Below are 21,001 nucleotides of genomic sequence, written 5' to 3'. Positions count from 1 at the left end.
ATGTAATATTCTTTATAATTAAAAAGCTATCGATAATTAAATTTATCGATAGCTTTTTAATTATTTTAATTATGTTATTCGTGTTCTATCATTCCATATCCACCATTTTTACGTTTATAAACTAAAGACATTTCATCAGTTTCTATATTTCTAAACATATAAAAATCATGTTGTAAAAGATTCATTTGTAATACCGCTTCTTCTGGATTCATTGGCTTTATATCAAATTTTTTATGTCTTTTTATTTCTATTTGATCAAAATCATCGTCTTCATCGTCTTTTTCATAATCAATTGTAGTACCTTTTTCAACACCATTAAATCTAATACTTTCAACATCTTGGTGTCTATCTAATAATCTATTTTTAAGTTTTCTTAATTGCATATTTAATTTATCATATACAACATCAATAGCTGCATATAAATTTTCTTCTGAATCTTCTGCTCTAATTATCGGTCCATTTATAGGAATTATTGTTACCTCTATTGTTTGTCTTGACTTTGAAGCACTAACAGTAACATTTACTCTTGTTTCTGGATGTATATAAAAATCTAATCTACCTAGTTTTTCTTGAATAGTATTCTTTATACCTTCTGTTAGTTCCATTTGCTTACCAGATATTATTATATTCATAAGAACATCTCCCTTCAGTTATGCAGTATAAATTTTATACCTTAATATAGTATTCTACTCTAATTTAGCTAATCCTTTATTTTTATTGTTAGCTTTTATAAATTAATATATACAACCAAAAATATATTAATTTTTAATAATTTATAATACTTATTATTAATATGTGGATTACTAATATTCATATGATTTGTGGATAATGTGGATAGAATTGTTAATAACTCTAGTTTTGTGTATTTTAAGCTATTCTTTTATTTTTATATATCCACAAATATCAACAATAGTTGTTATTAATTTGTGAATTTATGTCGTAAAATTATACTAAATATCCATTTTTAATATATTTTACTCTTTTATGGAATACCATTTTTTATAAAAAAAAAGTACCTATAAGGTACTTTGAATATTTAGCTGACCTGGTTTTTGACCCCACACTCGCCTACTGGAGGGTTCGCTTGGGTTCGCCGCACTACTAGCTCTCTCGATTTTATATCGGTAGGTCTTACTTCTAAGCTGCACCATGATCATCAACCCAATTTTTAGTGTTGACTTACGTGGATCCCTTTGCCTGCAACTGGCTTGGACTTTCAACCACAGACCTAAATATTACTCATTTATTTTAATACGTTAATAATCATATGTCAATAGGAATTTATTCCATAACATAAGCATCTGAGGCTCTAGTAAGCAAAGTCATAACAAATACTTTATTAACACCATTTAGTTTTAAGACTTTTGATATCTCATTTACAGTAGACCCTGTTGTAAATATATCATCTATTAGAAGTATGTTTTTATTTTTTAATAGATTATTTATATCATCTATAATAAATGCATTTCTTAATTCTTTTTTTCGCTCATTTTTACTTAATTTATATAGTTGTACAGTATCATATTTTCTATATATAATGTCTACATCTGGTATATTAATTAATTTACTTAATTTTATACCTATCTTTTGAGCTTGATTAAACCCTCTTTTCTTTAAACGGTTTTTATGTAATGGTACATACATAATATAATCAAATTTTATATCTTCTATTTCTAGTCTTTCTTTCATTATTTGCGCTATATACTTACTCATATATGTTTTATTTTTATATTTAAAATCTAAAGCAAGCTTTTTACTCAAATCATTATATTCTATACAAGATATAGCTTTATCAAAATAGAAGGTTTTGTTAAAACAACTGCTACATCCGCTTATATCTTGTTTTTCTAGAGAATGATTAATTATTGGTTTTCCACATTTTTTACATCCATCTAGTATAAAATGTAGTTCTTCAAAACAATTTTTACAAGTTGAATAAGTATTAGTTTTACTTATGGGTTTATCGCATATTATACATGTTATATTTTCTGGATATATAAAATCTAAAATTAAATTAATTATGTCTTTAAATACTTTAGAGAAAATAATCCCTTTATTATTCATATTTATTTAACTAACAACCCTTCTACTTTAAATTTATTTAACTTATATGCTAAATTAGAGTATCTCTCATTCGTTCTATTATTTTTTATCATATATTCTAAGTACTTTACATCTCCAACTAATACAACTAGCTTTTTAGCTCTCGTTATAGCTGTATATAACAAGTTACGGCTAAGTAGCATCGGTGGGGCCCATGTTATAGGTATAACTACAACTGGAAATTCACTTCCCTGGCTTTTATGTATAGTTGTACAGAAACTATGATCTAGTTCATCTAATTCATCATACTTATAAGACACTATTTTAGTATTATCAAATAATACGTATACAGTTCTCTTATCTTTGTCTATATGATATACATAACCTATATCTCCATTATATATACCTTCTCCACTATCTTTTGAATCTTCACTTTCCCATTTTTTAGTGTAATTATTTTTTATTTGCATAACTTTATCACCGACTCTAAAAAGTCTTTTTTGGAAACTCTCTTCTAATTTAAATTTTTCAGGTTGGTTAAGGTATTTTTGTAACTCTACATTTAGATTGGTCACACCTAAGTCGCCTTTTCTCATAGAAGCTAGTATTTGTATATCTTTTAATTTATCTACATTATAAAATTTAGGTAGTCTTTCATTAACTAAGCCAACTATTTCTTGTAAAATTTCTTCATTTGTAGATTTTCTTATAAAGAAGAAGTCTTTACCTTTTGAATTTAAGTGAAGAGGTTGTCCGTTATTTATTTTATGAGCATTTACTACTATCATACTTTCTCTTGCTTGTCTAAATATTTCATTTAATTCAACTACATTTATAACCCCAGAATCTATCATATCTTTAAGTACATTACCTGCTCCAACAGATGGTAACTGGTCACTATCTCCAACTAGTATAACTCTAGTTCCTTCTTTTATAGCTCTTAGTAATGAGTACATTAATAAAATGTCAACCATAGAAACTTCATCTACTATTATCACATCTGCTTTTATAGGTTCTTCTTCATTTTTCATAAATTCTAATTGGTCACTATCTGTAGCAAATCCCATTTCAAGTAATCTATGTATAGTTTTTGCTTCTTTATTAGAAGTTTCGCTCATTCTTTTAGCAGCTCTTCCTGTTGGTGCTGCTAAAACAACTTCTTGATTGTTATTTTCAAATATTTTTATTATTGTGTTTATAGTTGTAGTTTTTCCTGTTCCAGGACCTCCAGTAACTATTACTACTCCACTTTCTATTGATTCTTTAACAGCCTTAGCTTGGTTAGTAGCTAACTTTATACCTTCTTCATTTTCAACAAGTCTTATTTCTTCTTCAATATCTATATTTAAATCTTTAAATTCACATTGAGATAATTTTATTATTTGCTTACAAACCCCGTTTTCAGATAAATAGTATGGTATTAAATATATTAAGTTTTGTCCGCTCATTTTTTCTATATGCACCTTTTGGTCATAAGCTAAATCCATTATACACTCTTCTATAAGATCAGTACTTACTTGTAATAGTTTTTTAGCATCTTGTATTAAAATATTTTCTGGTAGATAAGTATGTCCACTTCCTAAAGATTGATTTAGAGAATATAAAATTCCTTGGCAAATTCTATCTTTAGAATTCTTTTCTATTCCTATTTTATTCGCTATATCATCAGCTATTTTAAACCCGATACCTCTTATATCTTCCGCTAACTTATATGGATTTCTATTTATAACTTCAATAGCCTTATTTTTGTATTTTTTATATATTTTCATACAGTAATTAGGAGTAATTCCATAAGGTGATAATTCAATAATTATATTTCTAAGTTCTCTATTTTCTTCATAACTTTTGACTATTTGATTTATCTTCTTACTTCCTATACCTTCTACTTCTTGTAATCTTTCAGGACTATTTTGTATTATATCTAAAGTATTAACTCCAAATTTATCTATAATCCTTTTCGCCATTTTTTCACCTATTCCATGTATCATACCCGATGCCAGATATACATAAATTCCTTCGAGTGATGATGGCGTTACTGGCATAAATTTATTTACCTCAAACTGAGTTCCATAAGTTTTGTGATTTATCCATTTCCCCTCTACTTCTATGCTTTCTCCAACTGATAAAGTTGGCATACATCCGACTATTACAACTTCACTATTAGAGTTAGCTAAATGGGCTATGGTGTATCCATTATCCTCATTTTTGAATACTATATCACTTATCATTCCTTCTAATCTTTCCATACTTTTCTCCTACAACAAATAATATTTCTATACTGTACTTAAGTTGTAATTATTATACCTTTTATATAAAATAAAATCACCCCTTAAAGTAATATTACTTTAAGGGGCTTTATTTATAAATCTAATTTATATTATTGTCCTAGAGCTTCTTTTCTTAAAATTTGAGCTTTATCTGTTCTTTCCCATGGTAAATCTATATCAGTTCTACCAAAGTGTCCATAAGCTGCTGTACTTTTGAATATTGGTTGTCTTAAGTCTAAGTCTCTTATTATTGCACCTGGTCTTAAGTCAAAGTTCTTTTCAACTAATTTAACTAATATTTCTTCAGATACTTTTCCAGTTCCAAACGTATCTATAAATATAGAAAGTGGTCTTGCTACACCTATTGCATATGCAAGTTCTATTTCACACTTGTCAGCAAGCCCAGCTGCAACTATATTCTTAGCTACATATCTTGCAGCGTAAGCTGCAGATCTATCAACTTTTGTAGCATCTTTTCCTGAGAATGCTCCACCACCGTGTCTTGAGTATCCTCCGTAAGTATCTATTATTATTTTTCTTCCTGTAAGACCTGTATCTCCTTGAGGACCACCAACAACGAATCTTCCCGTTGGATTTATATATATCTTAGTTTCTTCGTCTAATAAATTAGCTGGTATAACTGCTTTTATTACATGATTTATTAAGTCTTCTCTTATTGTTTCACTAGTTACTTCTTCTCCATGTTGAGTAGATATAAGTACTGTATGAACTCTTACTGGAGTATTTCCTTCGTATTCTACTGTTACTTGAGTTTTTCCATCTGGTCTTAAGTAATCTAATGTAGAATTTTTTCTAACTTCTGTTAATCTTCTAGCTAATTTATGAGCTAAAGATATTGGAAGTGGCATTAATTCCTCTGTTTCGTTACAAGCAAAACCAAACATTATACCTTGGTCACCTGCACCTACTTTTTCTATTTCATCTTCTGCTGTTTGTCCATCTCTATTTTCTAATGCTTCATCAACACCCATAGCTATATCCCCTGATTGTTCATCTATAGAAGTTATAACTGCACAAGTGTCACAGTCAAATCCATATTTTGCTCTATCGTATCCTATTTCTCTTACTGTTTCTCTTACTATTTTAGGTATATCAGCATATGCTTTTGTTGTTATTTCTCCCGCTACTAATACAAGCCCCGTTGTTACTGTAGTCTCACAAGCAACTCTTGATAGTGGATCTTGCTTTAATAATTCATCTAATATTGCATCTGATATTTGGTCACATATTTTATCTGGATGCCCTTCTGTTACTGATTCTGATGTAAATAAATGTCTTGCCATTTTAATTCCTCCTTAATTTATAATTTCGGGGTTTGATTCATCCCCTATGCTAGTCCAATTATGAATACTCTTAGTTAATTTAACTTTATATATCTGAAATCTTACGCTATATATTAGAGGTAATAGTTTAATAATTAAAAAACCTCTTCTTATGCAAGAAGAGGTTAATTTTGTATATTCAATACATTAATTAACTAACCTCATCTCTCAAGACTATTTAGTCTTGTAGGATTTAGCACCTTTTCCCAAATGGGTGGTTGCTGGGCTTCACAGGGCCTATCCCTCCGCCGCTCTTGATAAGGTAATCAAGAAAGTTATTAAGTTCTTTATATTATATATCTCATTAATTTATATATTACTATCTTTATAAAATCCTGTCAATAATTTTAAATCAAATTTATCATTTGGAATATTCTTGCTTGTACTATATCAACTATATAGTATCCTATTTAATACCATTTTCATATTATATATTATGTAACCTAAGATAGGTATTTTTTAAATTAAAAATTCATATATTTTTTTGAAGGGGGGTGCCTATGTATTTAGCCAAAGTGAATTATAAAAAAGAGAACGTTGTAGAAGTATTAAGTTCAATACTTAAAGATTTAATCGATGAAAATACAGTTGTAGTTTGCATAGGAACAGACAGAGCTATCGGAGACGCTCTCGGACCATTAGTTGGTACAATGTTGCAAAATAGTGATTTTAAATACCCCGTTTACGGAACATTAGATAATCCTATCCACGCTTTAAATATATACGAATCTATTGATCACATAAAACAGATTCATCCAAATGGAAATTTTTTAGCTATAGATGCATGTTTAGGGTCAAAAAGTAGCATAGGTAATATACAAATAAGAGAAGGCCCAATTTTACCTGGAAAAGGTGTTGGAAAAAAATTACCTCAAATAGGAAACCATTCTATTGTAGGAATAGTTGATAAGATAGATGAAAATAATAGATTTTCATTTAATAATGTGCGCCTTAGCTTCATAATAGAATTAGCCGAAGTAATTTCGTTAGCTCTATTACTTTCTACCTAAAATATTCGTCAACACGTTACTCAAAATATTCGCCAACATGTTACTCAAAAAAACTCGCCCCATTATATTAGATAAGTCTAATATAATAGGGCGAGTATAATATTTATTTTAAAAAGTCCTAAATTTTAGGACTTTTATTTTATTTTTGTACAAGAGCAAACATTAATTCTCCGCTACAAGCAAGTTCTTCTCCAACGTAAGCTTTTGCTGTAGCCTTACCAATGTTTCTTCTTAAAGATAGCATTTCAACTTCCATAATTAATGTATCCCCAGGTCTTACTTCTTTTTTAAATCTTACCTTATCTATACCTGCAAATACACCTAATTTACCTTTATTTTCTTCTATAGACATCATAGCTACTGCCCCTACTTGAGCCATAGCTTCAACAATTAAAACCCCTGGCATTATAGGATATTCTGGAAAGTGGCCTTGGAAAAATGGTTCATTAGCTGTAACATTTTTAATACCTACTGCTTTTTTTCCTTCTTCTAATTCTATAACCTTGTCCACTAACAAAAATGGATATCTATGTGGTATTAACTCTTTTATTTGATCTATATTTAACATTGAAATACCTCCCTAAATTTTATTTTCTTCTAAAGGTACCACCTGTTTCAAGTAAGTCTAAAGACCCTAATGCACTTCCTGTTCCTTTTGCAACACATGCTAAAGGCTCATCTGCTATTATAACCTTTATACCTAGTCTTTCTTCTATTCTTTTGTCTAAACCATGTAATAAGGCTCCTCCACCTGTCATTATTATGCCTGTATCACTTATATCAGCTGCTAATTCTGGTGGTGTTTTTTCTAATACATTATGCGCTGAAACAACTATTTGCTCAGCACATTCATCAAGAGCACTTAAAATTTCTGTTGAGTTTATCTCTAGAGATACAGGTAATCCTGTAACTAAATTTCTACCGCTTATTTTCATACTCTTTTCTTCTTTTCTTTTAAATGCGCATCCTATTTCTATCTTTATTTTTTCAGCACTTCTTTCTCCGATAAGAAGATTATGTTGTTTTCTTATATATCTTACTATAGCTTCATCAAATTTATCTCCACCCATTTTAATAGATTCGCTTACAACAGCTCCTCCTAAAGATATTACGGCTATATCCGCTGTACCTCCACCGATATCTATAACCATGTTTCCATTTGGTTCAGCTATATCTATACCTGATCCAATTGCAGCTGCAATTGGTTCTTCTATAATATATACATCTCTTGCTCCGGCTTGTCTTGTAGCTTCTTCCACAGCTCTTTTTTCTACTTCCGTAACACCCGTTGGAACACAAACCATTATTCTAGGCATAAAAAATCTTGAGAATCCTTTTTTGTCTACAACTTTATTTATAAAATAATTTAGCATTTTTTCAGTTACATCGTAGTTTGAAATAACTCCATCTCTTAATGGTCTAATAGCTACTATATTTCCAGGTGTTCTACCTATCATCCTTCTTGCTTCTTCACCTACTGCTAAAACAGAATTTGTTCTTTGTTCTATCGCTACAACAGATGGCTCCTCTAATACAATTCCTTTACCACTAACATACACCAATACATTAGCAGTACCTAAGTCTATTCCTATATCAGCTCTAGCCATTTTTTCAACTCCTTTTTATATTCATTTATATTTAAACTTTTCGTTTTTTGCAAATACTCCTATATTACAAAATATACAAAAACCCTGTTTAAGTCAAGGAAAAGTTTCTTCATTTTTTAAGTAGTAAATTTATTTTATAAATAAAAAAAATGTAGGCTTTAACCTACATCTTTTTTTATATCTTTTTCATATTTAAGTTTTGTTGCCATGCCGCCTCTTATGTGTCTCTCAGATTTATTCTTTTCTAAAACCATCTTAACTTCTTTAGCCAGAGATGGATTTATTTCTTCCAGACGTTCTGTTACATCTTTGTGAATTGTACTTTTACTCACTCCGAATGTTTTTGCAGTTTGTCGTACCGTAGTATTTCTTTCTAGTATATATTTTGCTACAACGATAGCTCGCTCCTCTATATGAGATCTCAAGACTTCCCCCCCTCACATACTAGCCTTAATCATATATATGTAGCATTTCAAAAAAATATAACAGACTTAATCAAATTTGATTAAGTCTGTTATATTTTTTATTTTATTAAACTCATTGGATCTATGTATTTTTTTCCTTTAAATGCTTCTACATGTACGTGTGACCCATCTTGTCCTTCAACTGAGCTTGTGTTTCCTACAGTTCCTAAAACATCTCCAGATTTAATTTCTTGGCCTTTTTTAACCTTTGTATCTTTTGATAAATTAGAATATACTACTGTTGTATCATTATCACTTTTTACTTTAACTGAAATTCCATGTTGATCATCTGTAAATACAGATTCAACTTTACCATTTAATAAAGACTTGATTTCAGAACCACTCTTTGCACTTATATCTAAACCTTTATGTATTTCCCATACATCTAATGTTTTTGAATAACTTGGTTCTTTTTCTGAATACTCTCTAATTACTTTAGTTCCTAAAAAACTTAACTTCGAATCATTTTCCTTAGCCTTTTCTTTAGCTTTTTCTAAATTTTGCTCTGAATTTGTTGTTGGTACCACATTTTCATTATCTTTTTCTATTAATTGCAATTCATCATCTTTATCGGCTTTGTTTACAAATCCTTTATTAGACGCTAATTCATCCACATTATTTTTTGTAAACCAAACCCCACCAATTGCTAACAAACAAACACACGCAAATAAGGCTAAGTAAAAACCATCTTTTTCTAATAGCTTTTTCTTCATACAGCACCTCCAAATATTTATGTATTTATATTGTTGGCGTTAATTTCTATTTTTATACAATTTATGAACTTTTTTGAAATATATATTTTGTTATATATTTAATATATTAACTTAAAATTCTACATTAAAATAAACTCTATAAAGCAAGTAATTTGCTTTATAGAGTTTATTTTAATATATATCAGTTATATTAGTTCCTGTATAGTAATGAGACAATATTTCATAATACTTATAGCCGTCTTCTGCCATACCTTGAGCTCCCCATTGACTCATACCTACTCCATGTCCATATCCCTTTACATTAATTTTCACAGAGTTATTTTCAAACTTAATATCAAAGTTAGCCGAGTTTAAACTTAATATATTTCTGACATCGGTACCTTTAATTTCTTTATTACCTATCTTAATCGTTTCTACAGCTCCGCCTTCACTTCTTTTTTTAACCTTAACTTGATTACTCAAGTTACTTGCATCTATTTTAATATTACTATAACTTTTCTTAAATAAGTTTGCAAAGTCACCATTACTTAATTCTAATGCAGAAATATACTTAGGAGCATTTTTATCATATGGGCTATCAACTGATTTTAAATATGGATATGCTGAAGAAAAAACCTCTTCACTATTCTCAGTCTTTCCAGATGACGTTGAAAAATATAATGTAAGTATAGGCTTTCCTTTATATGTAATAATTTGACCTTTAGTCTCATCTACTGCTTGTTTTATTTTTTTATAAGAACTTTCCATCCAAGCTTTACCATTCCTCTTTTCTAGTTCTTCTGGACTTTTGTATTCTTGACAATGCCTAAAATCTGTACATACAAGTGCATTTTTATGTTTGCTATTTGGACCTTGTTTTTCTTTATACTTTACATAAGTTCTTGCTGCTAAAGCTTGGGCCTTTAAAGCCTCTATATCAAATTCTGCAGACATTTCCCCTGCTAAAACTCCACACAGATATTCTTCCATATTCATTGCTTGAACTTTACCCAACTTATGATTATATACATTAATAATAGGTGTTTTTTTATCTACAGTTTCATAATTTATTACTTCTTTTTCTTTTTTAGTGTCTGCTACTGGTGCTTTAGTAACTAATTCTTTTACTTCTTTTACTTGTGTACTAACATTAATATCATCATAAGATACTACACTTATAAGTATTGGAATTGATATTGAACAAACTACTACACCTGCTAAAATTAGTAAAGGGTTCTTCATATACTTCCTCCTTAGTTTTCTTATTAACATTAAAGTATATGAAAAACCCTATTCTTTTATTACATTAAATTACGTATTTATTAATCTTCTACTATCTTTATATTCCCGCCTAAAGCAGTTATTTTCTTATCTATATCAACATATCCTCTTTGTATGTGATATATTTCACCTATTTGAGTTTCACCTTCAGCTATAAGCCCACATAGTATAAGCGCTGCACCAGCTCTTAAATCTGTAGCATTTACTTTAGCTCCATGTAATTTATCAACACCATTAACTATAGCACTTCTACCTTCTATCTTTATATTCGCACCCATTCTATTAAATTCAGCAACGTGCATAAATCTATTTTCAAATACAGTTTCTATAACTACCCCTGATCCATTAGCTACAGTAAGCATAGCCATAAATTGAGCTTGAACATCTGTAGGAAATCCTGGATGAGGTAATGTTTTTATATCTATTGGCTTTAAAATTTCTGGTCCTATTACTCTAACAGCATTATCTAACTCTATTATTTCACATCCAGCTTCTTTTAATTTAGCTGTAACTGGCTTTAAATGCTCCATCATCACATTTTCTATTATTATATCGCCTTTTGTCATAGCTGCTGCTACCATGTAAGTTGCAGCTTCTATTCTATCTGGTATTACATTATGTTCCGCTCCATGTAATTCCTTAACTCCATTTATTTTTATAGTATTAGTACCCGCACCTTTTATATTAGCACCCATTTCATTTAAGAAGTTTGCTAAATCTACTATTTCTGGCTCTTCTGCTGCGTTTTCGATTATAGTAGTTCCTTCTGCAAGTGCAGCTGCCATCATTATGTTTTCAGTAGCTCCAACTGATGGGAAATCTAAATATAATTTAGCTCCTGTTAATTTTTTAGTAGTAGCTTCAACGAATCCGTGATCCATATCTACATCAGCACCTAAGTATTTAAATCCTTTTAGATGTAAATCTATAGGTCTAGTTCCTATAGCACATCCTCCTGGCATAGATATCTTAGTATGATTAAATCTTGCTAATAACGGTCCCATAACTAAGAATGATGCTCTCATCTTTCTTACAAGTTCATATGGTGCTTCACATGTAGTTATATTAGTTGCATCTACAGTTAATGTAGTACCTTCATATTCTACCTCAGCTCCTAAATGTCTTAATAAATCAGATATAACATGTACATCTCTTAAATTTGGAACTCCTCTTAAAGTAGACTTTCCTTTTGCTAATAAAGTTGATGCTATTATTGGTAAAACTGCGTTTTTTGCTCCATCTATTTTAACGTTCCCCTTAAGTGGGTTACTCTTGTTAACTATTATCTTTGCCATTTTATTGACCTCTCCTCATTAATTAATAATCTAATTTTATAATTGGCGTAGCAATATAGATGATCGTTTTTTCGTCATCCTCACTATACCTCATTCCTATATTCAAATTTATCTTATCGCCTAAATATTCTAAGTAATTATCCTTTAAAACTTTGCTATATGCTGTAATAGATATAAAATTTTCTTCCTCTACTCTATCTATTTCTTTAGCATTCATATTATATAATATTTCTTGAAAAATATCATCATATTTATTCATCTGTAACTTTTTTGTGTACTCTCCTGATATACACGTATTTATGTCAACTTTTTGAACATGTTTGTTTAACGTATTTTCAAGAATTGTATAAATATCCACTATATTTTTATATACTTTATTTTCTAATATGTCAACCATAATATATGCTTCTTCGTCATTTTTTTTAATTCCAGAAATTGAAATATTTTTTTCTTCATTCTGAACTTGTGCATATATCTGGTTTTGGTTATTGTTCCAGTTTTCTTCCCACTTCATATTACTCTCTTCAAGGCCTAAATTGTTAATTATTTCCACGAATATATCTCTCATTTCATTCTTAGATATATCGTAGTTTATAACTCCATTCGCCTTTATATTGTAAAACTTAAAATTAGCTTGAGTATTATCAAAAGTTTCTATCAACTTATTATATTCATTGTTTGACTTAATATCAGCATATGATATTACTATTCCAATTATCATCAGTAATATAAAACTTGTAATTAATTTTATTATTTTCATAAAAAATCCCCCTTAAAATCATCATATTTATAATTGGATTATTGACAATTTTAAGGAGGATATACTTTATATACTATGTTAGTATTTTGTTTTTAATTGTTTAAACTTTATTATTCAACTGTTACTGATTTAGCTAAGTTTCTTGGCTTATCTACATCGCAACCTCTTTGAACTGCAACGTAGTAAGATAATAATTGAAGAGGTAGCACAGTTAATATACTTGATAATATATCATCTACATTCGGTATATATATTACCTTATCAGCTGCTTTTTCTACTTCTACATTTTTCTCTTGAGCTATTGCTATTACATAAGCTCCTCTAGCTCTAACTTCTTCCATATTTGAAACCATTTTTTCAAATAGCTCTCCTTGAGTAGCTATAGCTATAACTGGAGTTCCTTTTTCTATTAAAGCTATTGTACCATGCTTTAATTCTCCAGCTGCAAAAGCTTCTGCATGTATATAAGATATTTCTTTTATCTTTAATGCACCTTCCATAGCTAAGTTGTAGTCTAGTCCTCTACCTAAGTAGAATGCACTATGAGTTTCTTTTAAAGTTTTAGCTACATCATCTTTAATATAGTTTTCTTGTTCTAATGCTTTTAAAACTTTTTCAGGCATTTCTTTTAATTTTTCTATCATTTCATTGTAGTACTCTTTAGTTATAGTACCTCTCTTTATAGCAAAATCTAAAGCTATCATATAGAATGATACTAATTGAGTAGTGTAAGCTTTAGTTGATGCAACTGAAATTTCTGGTCCTGCCCAAGTATAGAATACATCATCAGCTTCTCTAGCTATAGAAGAACCAACAACATTAGTTACTGCTAATATTCTAGCTCCTTTATCTTTAGCATATCTTAAAGATGCTAATGTATCAGCTGTTTCTCCTGACTGGCTTACTAATATTAGTAAAGTTTTGTCATCTATAAATGGATCTCTATATCTAAATTCAGATGCTATATCAGTTATAACTGGTATTTTAGCAAATTTTTCTATAGCATACTTTCCTACAAGTCCTGCATGATATGCAGTACCACAAGCAACTATATAAACTCTATTTATTTTTTCTAAGTCTTCCTTAGTCATTTTTATATCATCTAATTGAATTTCTTCATTGTCATTTAATCTTCTTATTAGGGTTTCTTTAACTCCATTAGGTTGTTCGTAAACTTCTTTTAACATGAAGTGTTCATATCCGCCTTTAGATGCAGCTTCAACATCCCAAGTTATTTCGGTAACCTCTTTTTGCACAACTTCTCTATTTTCATTTAAAACAGTTAATTTATCTCCAACTATGTGAACAAACTCACCATTTTCTAAGAAGTATACATTTCTAGTGTATTTTAATATTGCAGGTATATCTGATGCTATGAAGTTTTCACCTTCTCCAAGTCCTACTACTAATGGACTATCTTTTCTTACTGATACTAATTCATTTGCATTATCTTTACATATAACACCTAATGCATATGCACCTCTTAATCTTTCAGTTGCCTTATAAACAGCATCTAATAGATTTCCTTCATAGTACTTATCTACTAAATGTGCCACAACTTCTGTATCTGTTTGAGATAAGAATACTACACCTTCAGCTTGTAACTCTTCTTTTAATTCACTATAGTTTTCTATTATTCCGTTATGAACTACTGCTATTGTCTTGTCCATATTGAAATGAGGATGAGAGTTTACATCAGATGGCTCTCCATGAGTTGCCCATCTTGTATGTCCTATTCCAAGTCCACCTTCTATAGGATTTTTTTCTAAGTCCTCAGCAAGTATTGCTAATCTTCCTTTGAACTTTCTTATTTCTAAGTCATTTCCACCATTTACTGCCACGCCTGCAGAATCGTACCCTCTGTACTCTAATTTAGAAAGCCCTTCTATTAGTACCTCTGTTGCTTGTCTGTGTCCTAAATATCCAACTATTCCACACATATTAAATTCCTCCTAAAAATATTATTTTATATATTTTTAGAGGTAGGTCATGATTACTTAAATTTCCCTTTGTCCAAAGAATTACTTCTAAGATTTAAGGAAATTCTTACGATGGTAATCACACCGCAGAGCATCCGCCGATAATTCGATAAACTCTGACCTCGTCAACTTAGTAGCTATGAAGTATTTGTATTTTGTCAATTACTAAGTTCTGGCGCTTATAAGTGAATACTAAGATAAATATCTTAGTATATCACTCCCATTAATTATTGCTTTAGGGTTATACTTTATTGTCTTAGTATTCACTTTTAAATTACGATAGTTTTTCTTGTATAAGGTTAGCTAAGTTTGTAGCTAATTCTTTTATTTGACCTTCCTCTTTACCCTCTAGCATAACTCTTACTAATGGTTCTGTTCCTGATGGTCTAATTAATACTCTACCACAACCATCTAATAACTTCTCAATTCTTTCTATTTCACTTTTTATCTCAAGATACTCCATATATCTATTCTTATTTTCATTTTTTATCCTAGCATTAACTAGCACTTGTGGGTACTGAGTCATAACTGCTGCAAGATCTGATATTTTCTTTTCTTCTTCAAGTACTATTTCAGCAAGTACTAAAGAACTAAGTACACCATCACCTGTTGTGTTGTAATCTAAGAATATCATGTGGCCTGATTGCTCTCCACCTAGGTTATATCCACTATTTTTCATTTCTTCTAATACATATCTATCCCCTACACCAGTAGTAGCTAATTTTATTCCATGCTCTTTAGCTGCTATAGTAAGGCCTATATTACTCATTACTGTAACTACTAATGTATCTTTTGCTAATTTATTTTTCTTTTTTAAATATATAGCACTTAATATCATTATATGATCTCCGTCAACAATGTTTCCATTTTCATCAACGGCAATTAATCTGTCAGCATCTCCATCATATGCAAGCCCTAAATCTGCTTTGTGCGCCAGAACAGCTTCTTGTAGACTTTGCGGATGTGTTGATCCACACTTATCATTTATATTATTACCATCTGGTTCACTATTTATAGTTACTACACTTGCACCTAACTCATCAAATACTATTGGCGCAACTTTATAAGCTGCTCCATTTGCACAATCTAAAACTACTTTTAATCCTTTAAAGTCAACATTTATTATAGATTTTAAATAATTTACATAATCTCTTTGTGCATCGTGTTTGTGTATTTTTTTACCAACATTTTCTCCAACTGGATGATAATCTACTTTTTCTATATTGTCAATATATTCTTCTATATTTAGTTCTAATTCATCATCAAGCTTATATCCATCTTTATTAAAGAATTTTATTCCATTGTATTCTACTGGATTATGTGATGCAGATATAACTACTCCACAATCAGCATTGTACTTTTTAGTTAAATAAGCAACTCCTGGTGTTGGTATTACTCCAACTGTTATAACATCACATCCAACAGACATAAGACCTGCTGTTAATGCGGCTTCTAACATATCTCCAGATACTCTAGTATCTTTTCCAACAACTACCTTAACTTTTTCTTTTCCTTGAGCTAGTACATATCCACCTGCTCTTCCAAGCTTATAAGCTAAGTCGCATGTTAATTCCGTATTAGCAATTCCTCTTACTCCATCAGTTCCGAAATATTTTCTCATGAAGAAATCTCCTTCCATTATGAAAAGCATATCAAATTATAATATATTATTATGTGCATATAAATGTGCTTAATTCTCTATTTTTAGTCATAAAATCATTTTAATACGTATACGATAAAAAGACAATAGAAATAATTCTATTGTCTTTTTTTTTGTTATTATTTGTTTTATTTTACTGCGTTTGAGCCTTTTTGTAAAGCCTCTTTATTTAATGGAACAAATTTCTCCTTACTAGGACCAAAAACCTTTTTAAATGCTTCTAATACTGAATCCGTCTCTACTGTTTGATTTGCTTCTAAATAGGCTCCTAACATTACCATATTTGCAACCTTTGGATTACCTAATTCTAGCGCTAAATCATTTGCTGGAATATAGTAAACTTCAACATCATCTCTTTCTACTTTTCTTTCTATTAATGAACTATTTACTAATATTTTTCCACCTGCTACTACTTCACTTTCAAATTTATCAAGTGATGGTGAGTTCATTACTATTGCGCAAGTTGCATCACTTGCTATAAGAGGTGATCCAACTGGTTTATCAGATACAGTTACGGCACAGTTTGCTGTACCTCCACGCATTTCTGGTCCATATGAAGGTAACCAAGCAACCTCTTTTCCTTCTAGCATTCCTGCATAAGTAAGCAACTGACCCATTGACATAACACCTTGACCACCAAAGCCTGCACATATTACTCTTTCTGTAGACATGCTACTTCACCTCCTGAGTTAAATCAACATCTTTTATATTTCCTAATGGATAATACGGAATCATGTTATCTCTTAACCATTTTAGTGAATCATTCGGAGTTAATCCCCAGTTTGTTGGACATGTAGATAATACCTCTACTATTCCAAATCCAAGTCCTGCTTGTTGTACTTCAAATGCTTTTTTTATAGCCTTTTTAGCTTTTCTAACATTAACAGGTGTATCTACTGAAACTCTTTCTACGAATACAGCACCTGGTAGTGTTGATAACATTTCACTCATTCTTATTGGGAAACCTTGCTTATCTATCTCTCTACCATATGGAGCTGTAGTAGCTTTTTGGCCAACTAAAGTAGTTGGCGCCATTTGCCCACCAGTCATTCCGTATATAGCATTATTTACAAATATAGTAGTAAACTTTTCTCCTCTAGCTGCAGCATGAACTATTTCAGCTGTACCTATAGAAGCTAAATCTCCATCCCCTTGATATGTAAATACTGTTTTATCTGGGTGAACTCTTTTTATACCAGTAGCTGCTGCAGGAGCTCTACCATGAGATGCCTCTTGCATGTCACAATTGAAATATTTATAAGATAAAACTGAACATCCAACAGGAGCTACTCCTATAGAATCTCCTATTACATCTAATTCTTCTAAAACTTCTCCTACTAATCTATGGATTATACCATGTGTACACCCTGGACAATAATGAGTTTGAACATCTGTTAATCCTTCAGTTTTTTTGAATACAACAGCCATTATTTAACACCCCCTGTAGCTAATTCTTCTTCTAATATTAAAATAGCCTTATCTGCTATTTCATTTGGAGTTGGTGCCATCCCTCCAGCTCTTCCATAGAAGTGAACTGGTAATTTACCTTCAATTGCTAGTTTTACATCTTCTACCATTTGACCCATACTCATTTCAACTGTTAATAAAGTTTTAGCTTCTGGTATATTTGCAAAAGCTTCAAATGGGAATGGCCATAATGTCTTAGGTCTTATAAGTCCTGCTTTTACACCTTGCTCTCTTAATATATCTATTGAATTTTTAACTATTCTTGATGTTGTACCATAAGCTACAAATACTAACTCTGCATCCTCAGTTTTATACATTTCACATTGAACTTCATTTTTTTCTATTTCTTTATATTTTTTATCTAATTTTATACAATGTTGTTCTAGTATTTCTGGTTCTAAATATAGAGAGTTTACTACATTAGGTTTTCTCTTGCCTTTAGTTCCTGTTGTCGCCCAATCTTTTGGTTGTAACTCTCTTTTTTTCATCTCCTTAAACTCTACAGGTTCCATCATCTGGCCTATCATACCATCTGCAGCAACCATAACTGGAGTTCTGTAGAAATCTGCAACATCAAAAGCTTCTATTATCATATCAACCGCTTCTTGTACAGTAGCAGGTGCATATACAGGTGTTCTATAATCTCCATTACCTCCACCTCTTGTTGACATAAAGTAGTCAGCTTGAGATGGCTGTATACTACCAAGTCCCGGTCCACCTCTCATTACATTTAGTACTACGCATGGTAATTCTGCTCCTGCTGCATAAGTTATCCCTTCTTGTTTTAAAGCTATACCTGGTGAAGATGAAGAAGTCATAACTCTCGCTCCTGCTCCTGCTGCTCCATAAACCATATTTATTGCAGCAACTTCAGATTCTGCCTGAACAAATACGCCCCCAATTTTAGGTAATTCTTTTGACATATATTCCGGAACTTCATTTTGTGGTGTTATTGGATATCCAAAAAAGTATTTACATCCAGCTTCTATAGCTGCTTTTCCAAATGCTTCGTTACCCTTCATAAGTATTTTAGCCATTAAAAACCCCCCTTTATATTTTAATTAAAATCTTTCTACTGTAATAACCTCATCTGGGCACATAGTTGCACAGTTTGTACATCCTATGCATTTCTCCAAATCAATAACTGTTGCAGGGTTATATCCTTTTTTATTAATTTTCATATTATCCATCGCAACAATTTTCAATGGACATGCTTCTACACATAGCCCGCAACCTTTGCAACGGTCTTGATTAAAAGATACTGTTCCTTTAGCCATTAAAATACCCCCTTAAATCTTTCTTATATTTGAGCTCAAATTACATCCAGTCTTCCCTCATATAAAGCTTAATTGGAAAAATCTCTCCATTTAAATCTTTAGGTAACTTATCTACTAAACTTTCCATACATGTAACATATTTTATAGGTATATTAGTAGCATTAGACACTTCTTCTACTAATTTTTGACCTCTTAAAATATCATCAATAGTAGTAGACCTTATTAAATGTGTATTATTTATTAGTCCTGTCACCTTTAACTTAGAAGTTCTTTCTATCGCATTTATATGATGAATAACTTGGTTATAAGTTTGAGTTTGCTCTCTATTTGCATTTACTACGCAAAACATATCATATTCTTTTTCTTTTATTTCATTACTAAATCTTCCTAATAATCTAGCTCCAACGTCATCTCCTCCTATATCCATAACATAATCATAGGATTCATCATTTATCGGTGTCATAACTTGAGCTGAAACTGCTGGTAAATCTAGCGTTGGTGCATTGATTGAGCTATCTATAGCTAGTATATCTAAAGACTGTAATAAGCCCTTTTTTTCCCTTGTTCTGAAGTAGACATTTACTACATCTAAGTCGGATAAAGCTATTTTTCCAGATATATGTGTTCTTAGTTTGGTAACATAATTCATTACAAATTCACTTTTCCCACTTCCATAATGTCCTGTTATTATCCTTATTCTATTATCCTCAGTTATCATAAATATCCCCTATCAAGTCTTAATTTTAGTTTTAAATATAACCTAGCTCGCAAAGATATTCTTTGGGACTTTCTTCATTGTTTAAAACTCTAAGTCCACCTTGCGCTAAAGCTATCATCTCATCTTCCCCCGGATAAACTCTTACTTTCGATATAAATTCAACATTTTCTTTTATAAGATTTGTAAATTTATTTGAGTAAGCAATACCTCCTGTTAATAATATGCCATCAACATCTCCTTTAAGAACTGCAGCGCAAGCACCTACTTCTTTACTTATTTGATATGCCATTGCTTCATATATTAATTTAGCTTCTTCATCAATATATTCTATTCTTTGTTCTACATCTCTAACATCATTAGTGTTTAAGTATCCTACTAGTCCACCATTTCCTTTTATCTTCTTTTTAATATCATTTTGACTATACTTCCCGCTAAAACACATCTTAACTAAATCACCTACAGGTAATCCTCCACTTCTTTCTGGTGAGAATGGACCTTCTCCATCTAATGCATTTGCAACGTCAATAACTTTCCCCTTTTCATGAGCTCCTACAGATATTCCTCCACCCATATGAACTACTATAAAATTACACTCACTATATTCCTTTCCTAGCTCCTTAGAAGCTCTTCTAGCAGTTGCTTTTTGATTTAATGCATGGAATATACTCTTTCTCTGTATTTCAGGAATTCCTGACACTCTTGCTATGTCATTCATTTCATCAACAACAACTGGATCTACTATATATGATGGTATATTAACTGAATCTCCTATTTCTTTAGCTATAATTCCACCTAGATTTGATGCATGTTCTCCCAATACCCCTAACTTCAAATCATCTATCATAGATTCATTTACAGCATAAGTCCCACCTTTTATAGGTCTTAGAAGCCCTCCTCTACCCACTACAGCGTCTAATTCATTTATACTAACTCCACCTTCTATTAAAGCTTCTTCTATTACATTTTTACGAAATTGAAATTGATCTGATATTTTTTCATACTTACTAATTTCTTCTGATGAATGTCTTAAAGTTTTTTCGAATACTAGATCCTCATTATCAAACACCGCAATTTTAGTCGATGTTGATCCAGGATTTATTGTTAATATTTTGAATAAGTTATTCATGTATATCCCCCT

20 protein-coding genes and 1 riboswitch are annotated in these 21,001 nt (G+C 30.7%); of the genes, 1 reads left to right on the top strand and 19 read right to left on the bottom strand.

Going from position 1 to position 21,001, the window contains the following annotated elements; genetic code table 11:
• Positions 1-74: 74 nt before the first annotated feature.
• The 4 genes from hpf to metK form a co-directional block, all read right to left on the bottom strand.
• Positions 75-632, bottom strand: coding sequence for a ribosome hibernation-promoting factor, HPF/YfiA family (gene hpf, locus JNUCC81_RS00995; RefSeq protein WP_454094919.1), 558 nt, complete (start codon positions 630-632; stop codon positions 75-77).
• 649 nt (positions 633-1,281) lie between these two features.
• Positions 1,282-2,064, bottom strand: a complete 783-nt coding sequence (locus JNUCC81_RS00990; protein WP_454094918.1) for a double zinc ribbon domain-containing protein — start codon at positions 2,062-2,064, stop codon at positions 1,282-1,284.
• 2 nt (positions 2,065-2,066) lie between these two features.
• Positions 2,067-4,289, bottom strand: a complete 2,223-nt coding sequence (gene recD2 / locus JNUCC81_RS00985) for an SF1B family DNA helicase RecD2 (protein ID WP_454094917.1) — start codon at positions 4,287-4,289, stop codon at positions 2,067-2,069.
• Between the two features lie 131 nt (positions 4,290-4,420).
• Positions 4,421-5,614 carry a methionine adenosyltransferase gene (gene metK, locus JNUCC81_RS00980; RefSeq protein WP_454094916.1) on the bottom strand — a complete coding sequence of 398 codons (1,194 nt, stop codon included), beginning with the start codon at positions 5,612-5,614 and terminating at the stop codon, positions 4,421-4,423.
• Between the two features lie 197 nt (positions 5,615-5,811).
• A riboswitch (SAM riboswitch) is annotated at positions 5,812-5,917 on the bottom strand.
• 236 nt (positions 5,918-6,153) lie between these two features.
• Here metK and yyaC point away from each other — a divergent pair.
• Entirely contained in the window at positions 6,154-6,663 is a 510-nt protein-coding gene (gene yyaC, locus JNUCC81_RS00975) for a spore protease YyaC (protein WP_208334697.1), read from the top strand.
• Between the two features lie 139 nt (positions 6,664-6,802).
• Here yyaC and fabZ read toward each other — a convergent pair whose 3' ends face one another.
• The 15 genes from fabZ to buk all read right to left on the bottom strand — a co-directional run bounded on the left by fabZ (position 6,803) and on the right by buk (position 20,989).
• Positions 6,803-7,231 carry a 3-hydroxyacyl-ACP dehydratase FabZ gene (gene fabZ, locus JNUCC81_RS00970; protein WP_208334696.1) on the bottom strand — a complete coding sequence of 143 codons (429 nt, stop codon included), beginning with the start codon at positions 7,229-7,231 and terminating at the stop codon, positions 6,803-6,805.
• 19 nt (positions 7,232-7,250) lie between these two features.
• On the bottom strand, positions 7,251-8,270 hold the full coding sequence (gene mreB / locus JNUCC81_RS00965) for a rod shape-determining protein (RefSeq protein WP_208334695.1): 1,020 nt from the start codon (positions 8,268-8,270) through the stop codon (positions 7,251-7,253).
• A gap of 158 nt (positions 8,271-8,428) precedes the next feature.
• On the bottom strand, positions 8,429-8,695 hold the full coding sequence (gene spoIIID / locus JNUCC81_RS00960) for a sporulation transcriptional regulator SpoIIID (protein WP_042277578.1): 267 nt from the start codon (positions 8,693-8,695) through the stop codon (positions 8,429-8,431).
• A gap of 98 nt (positions 8,696-8,793) precedes the next feature.
• Positions 8,794-9,447, bottom strand: a complete 654-nt coding sequence (locus JNUCC81_RS00955) for a M23 family metallopeptidase (protein WP_208334903.1) — start codon at positions 9,445-9,447, stop codon at positions 8,794-8,796.
• Between the two features lie 171 nt (positions 9,448-9,618).
• The gene (spoIID, locus tag JNUCC81_RS00950; RefSeq protein WP_454094915.1) at positions 9,619-10,668 is read right to left on the bottom strand and encodes a stage II sporulation protein D; all 1,050 of its coding nucleotides are present in this window, start codon (positions 10,666-10,668) and stop codon (positions 9,619-9,621) included.
• A gap of 80 nt (positions 10,669-10,748) precedes the next feature.
• Entirely contained in the window at positions 10,749-12,002 is a 1,254-nt protein-coding gene (gene murA / locus JNUCC81_RS00945; protein WP_208334905.1) for a UDP-N-acetylglucosamine 1-carboxyvinyltransferase, read from the bottom strand.
• A 22-nt stretch (positions 12,003-12,024) separates the two neighbouring features.
• Positions 12,025-12,762, bottom strand: a complete 738-nt coding sequence (locus JNUCC81_RS00940; RefSeq protein WP_208334906.1) for a YwmB family TATA-box binding protein — start codon at positions 12,760-12,762, stop codon at positions 12,025-12,027.
• Between the two features lie 110 nt (positions 12,763-12,872).
• The gene (glmS, locus tag JNUCC81_RS00935; RefSeq protein WP_454094914.1) at positions 12,873-14,702 is read right to left on the bottom strand and encodes a glutamine--fructose-6-phosphate transaminase (isomerizing); all 1,830 of its coding nucleotides are present in this window, start codon (positions 14,700-14,702) and stop codon (positions 12,873-12,875) included.
• A gap of 313 nt (positions 14,703-15,015) precedes the next feature.
• The gene (glmM, locus tag JNUCC81_RS00930; protein WP_454094913.1) at positions 15,016-16,362 is read right to left on the bottom strand and encodes a phosphoglucosamine mutase; all 1,347 of its coding nucleotides are present in this window, start codon (positions 16,360-16,362) and stop codon (positions 15,016-15,018) included.
• A 167-nt stretch (positions 16,363-16,529) separates the two neighbouring features.
• Positions 16,530-17,072 (bottom strand): 2-oxoacid:acceptor oxidoreductase family protein, encoded by a 543-nt coding sequence (locus JNUCC81_RS00925; RefSeq protein WP_454094912.1) that lies wholly within the window; start codon positions 17,070-17,072, stop codon positions 16,530-16,532.
• Between the two features lies 1 nt (position 17,073).
• Entirely contained in the window at positions 17,074-17,829 is a 756-nt protein-coding gene (locus JNUCC81_RS00920) for a thiamine pyrophosphate-dependent enzyme (protein WP_454094911.1), read from the bottom strand.
• On the bottom strand, positions 17,829-18,905 hold the full coding sequence (locus JNUCC81_RS00915; protein WP_454094910.1) for a 3-methyl-2-oxobutanoate dehydrogenase subunit VorB: 1,077 nt from the start codon (positions 18,903-18,905) through the stop codon (positions 17,829-17,831). Before JNUCC81_RS00915 ends, JNUCC81_RS00920 begins: the two co-directional genes overlap by 1 nt.
• Before the next feature lie 24 nt (positions 18,906-18,929).
• Positions 18,930-19,145, bottom strand: coding sequence for a 4Fe-4S dicluster domain-containing protein (locus JNUCC81_RS00910; RefSeq protein ID WP_208331443.1), 216 nt, complete (start codon positions 19,143-19,145; stop codon positions 18,930-18,932).
• Between the two features lie 40 nt (positions 19,146-19,185).
• Positions 19,186-19,863 (bottom strand): ATP-binding protein, encoded by a 678-nt coding sequence (locus tag JNUCC81_RS00905; RefSeq protein WP_454094909.1) that lies wholly within the window; start codon positions 19,861-19,863, stop codon positions 19,186-19,188.
• Between the two features lie 31 nt (positions 19,864-19,894).
• A complete protein-coding gene (gene buk / locus JNUCC81_RS00900) occupies positions 19,895-20,989 on the bottom strand; it encodes a butyrate kinase (RefSeq protein WP_454094908.1) in 1,095 nt (364 codons plus the stop codon).
• Positions 20,990-21,001 lie beyond the last annotated feature (12 nt).

Source organism: Faecalimicrobium sp. JNUCC 81, from assembly GCF_053667625.1.
The sequence above is the reverse complement of the archived record's forward strand: the minus strand, read 5'-3'. Positions and strand labels throughout refer to the sequence as shown.

Bases quoted from the DNA above. Each gene is read 5' to 3' on its own strand.
- hpf (WP_454094919.1), bottom strand. From the start codon at position 632: ATGAATATAATAATATCTGGTAAGCAAATGGAACTAACAGAAGGTATA.
- JNUCC81_RS00920 (WP_454094911.1), bottom strand. From the start codon at position 17,829: ATGGCTGTTGTATTCAAAAAAACTGAAGGATTAACAGATGTTCAAACT.
- JNUCC81_RS00990 (WP_454094918.1), bottom strand. From the start codon at position 2,064: ATGAATAATAAAGGGATTATTTTCTCTAAAGTATTTAAAGACATAATT.
- mreB (WP_208334695.1), bottom strand. From the start codon at position 8,270: ATGGCTAGAGCTGATATAGGAATAGACTTAGGTACTGCTAATGTATTG.
- yyaC (WP_208334697.1), top strand. From the start codon at position 6,154: ATGTATTTAGCCAAAGTGAATTATAAAAAAGAGAACGTTGTAGAAGTA.
- JNUCC81_RS00940 (WP_208334906.1), bottom strand. From the start codon at position 12,762: ATGAAAATAATAAAATTAATTACAAGTTTTATATTACTGATGATAATT.
- spoIID (WP_454094915.1), bottom strand. From the start codon at position 10,668: ATGAAGAACCCTTTACTAATTTTAGCAGGTGTAGTAGTTTGTTCAATA.
- murA (WP_208334905.1), bottom strand. From the start codon at position 12,002: ATGGCAAAGATAATAGTTAACAAGAGTAACCCACTTAAGGGGAACGTT.
- fabZ (WP_208334696.1), bottom strand. From the start codon at position 7,231: ATGTTAAATATAGATCAAATAAAAGAGTTAATACCACATAGATATCCA.
- glmS (WP_454094914.1), bottom strand. From the start codon at position 14,702: ATGTGTGGAATAGTTGGATATTTAGGACACAGACAAGCAACAGAGGTA.
- JNUCC81_RS00905 (WP_454094909.1), bottom strand. From the start codon at position 19,863: ATGATAACTGAGGATAATAGAATAAGGATAATAACAGGACATTATGGA.
- recD2 (WP_454094917.1), bottom strand. From the start codon at position 4,289: ATGGAAAGATTAGAAGGAATGATAAGTGATATAGTATTCAAAAATGAG.
- JNUCC81_RS00915 (WP_454094910.1), bottom strand. From the start codon at position 18,905: ATGGCTAAAATACTTATGAAGGGTAACGAAGCATTTGGAAAAGCAGCT.
- metK (WP_454094916.1), bottom strand. From the start codon at position 5,614: ATGGCAAGACATTTATTTACATCAGAATCAGTAACAGAAGGGCATCCA.
- JNUCC81_RS00955 (WP_208334903.1), bottom strand. From the start codon at position 9,447: ATGAAGAAAAAGCTATTAGAAAAAGATGGTTTTTACTTAGCCTTATTT.
- buk (WP_454094908.1), bottom strand. From the start codon at position 20,989: ATGAATAACTTATTCAAAATATTAACAATAAATCCTGGATCAACATCG.
- glmM (WP_454094913.1), bottom strand. From the start codon at position 16,362: ATGAGAAAATATTTCGGAACTGATGGAGTAAGAGGAATTGCTAATACG.
- JNUCC81_RS00925 (WP_454094912.1), bottom strand. From the start codon at position 17,072: ATGTCTACAGAAAGAGTAATATGTGCAGGCTTTGGTGGTCAAGGTGTT.
- JNUCC81_RS00910 (WP_208331443.1), bottom strand. From the start codon at position 19,145: ATGGCTAAAGGAACAGTATCTTTTAATCAAGACCGTTGCAAAGGTTGC.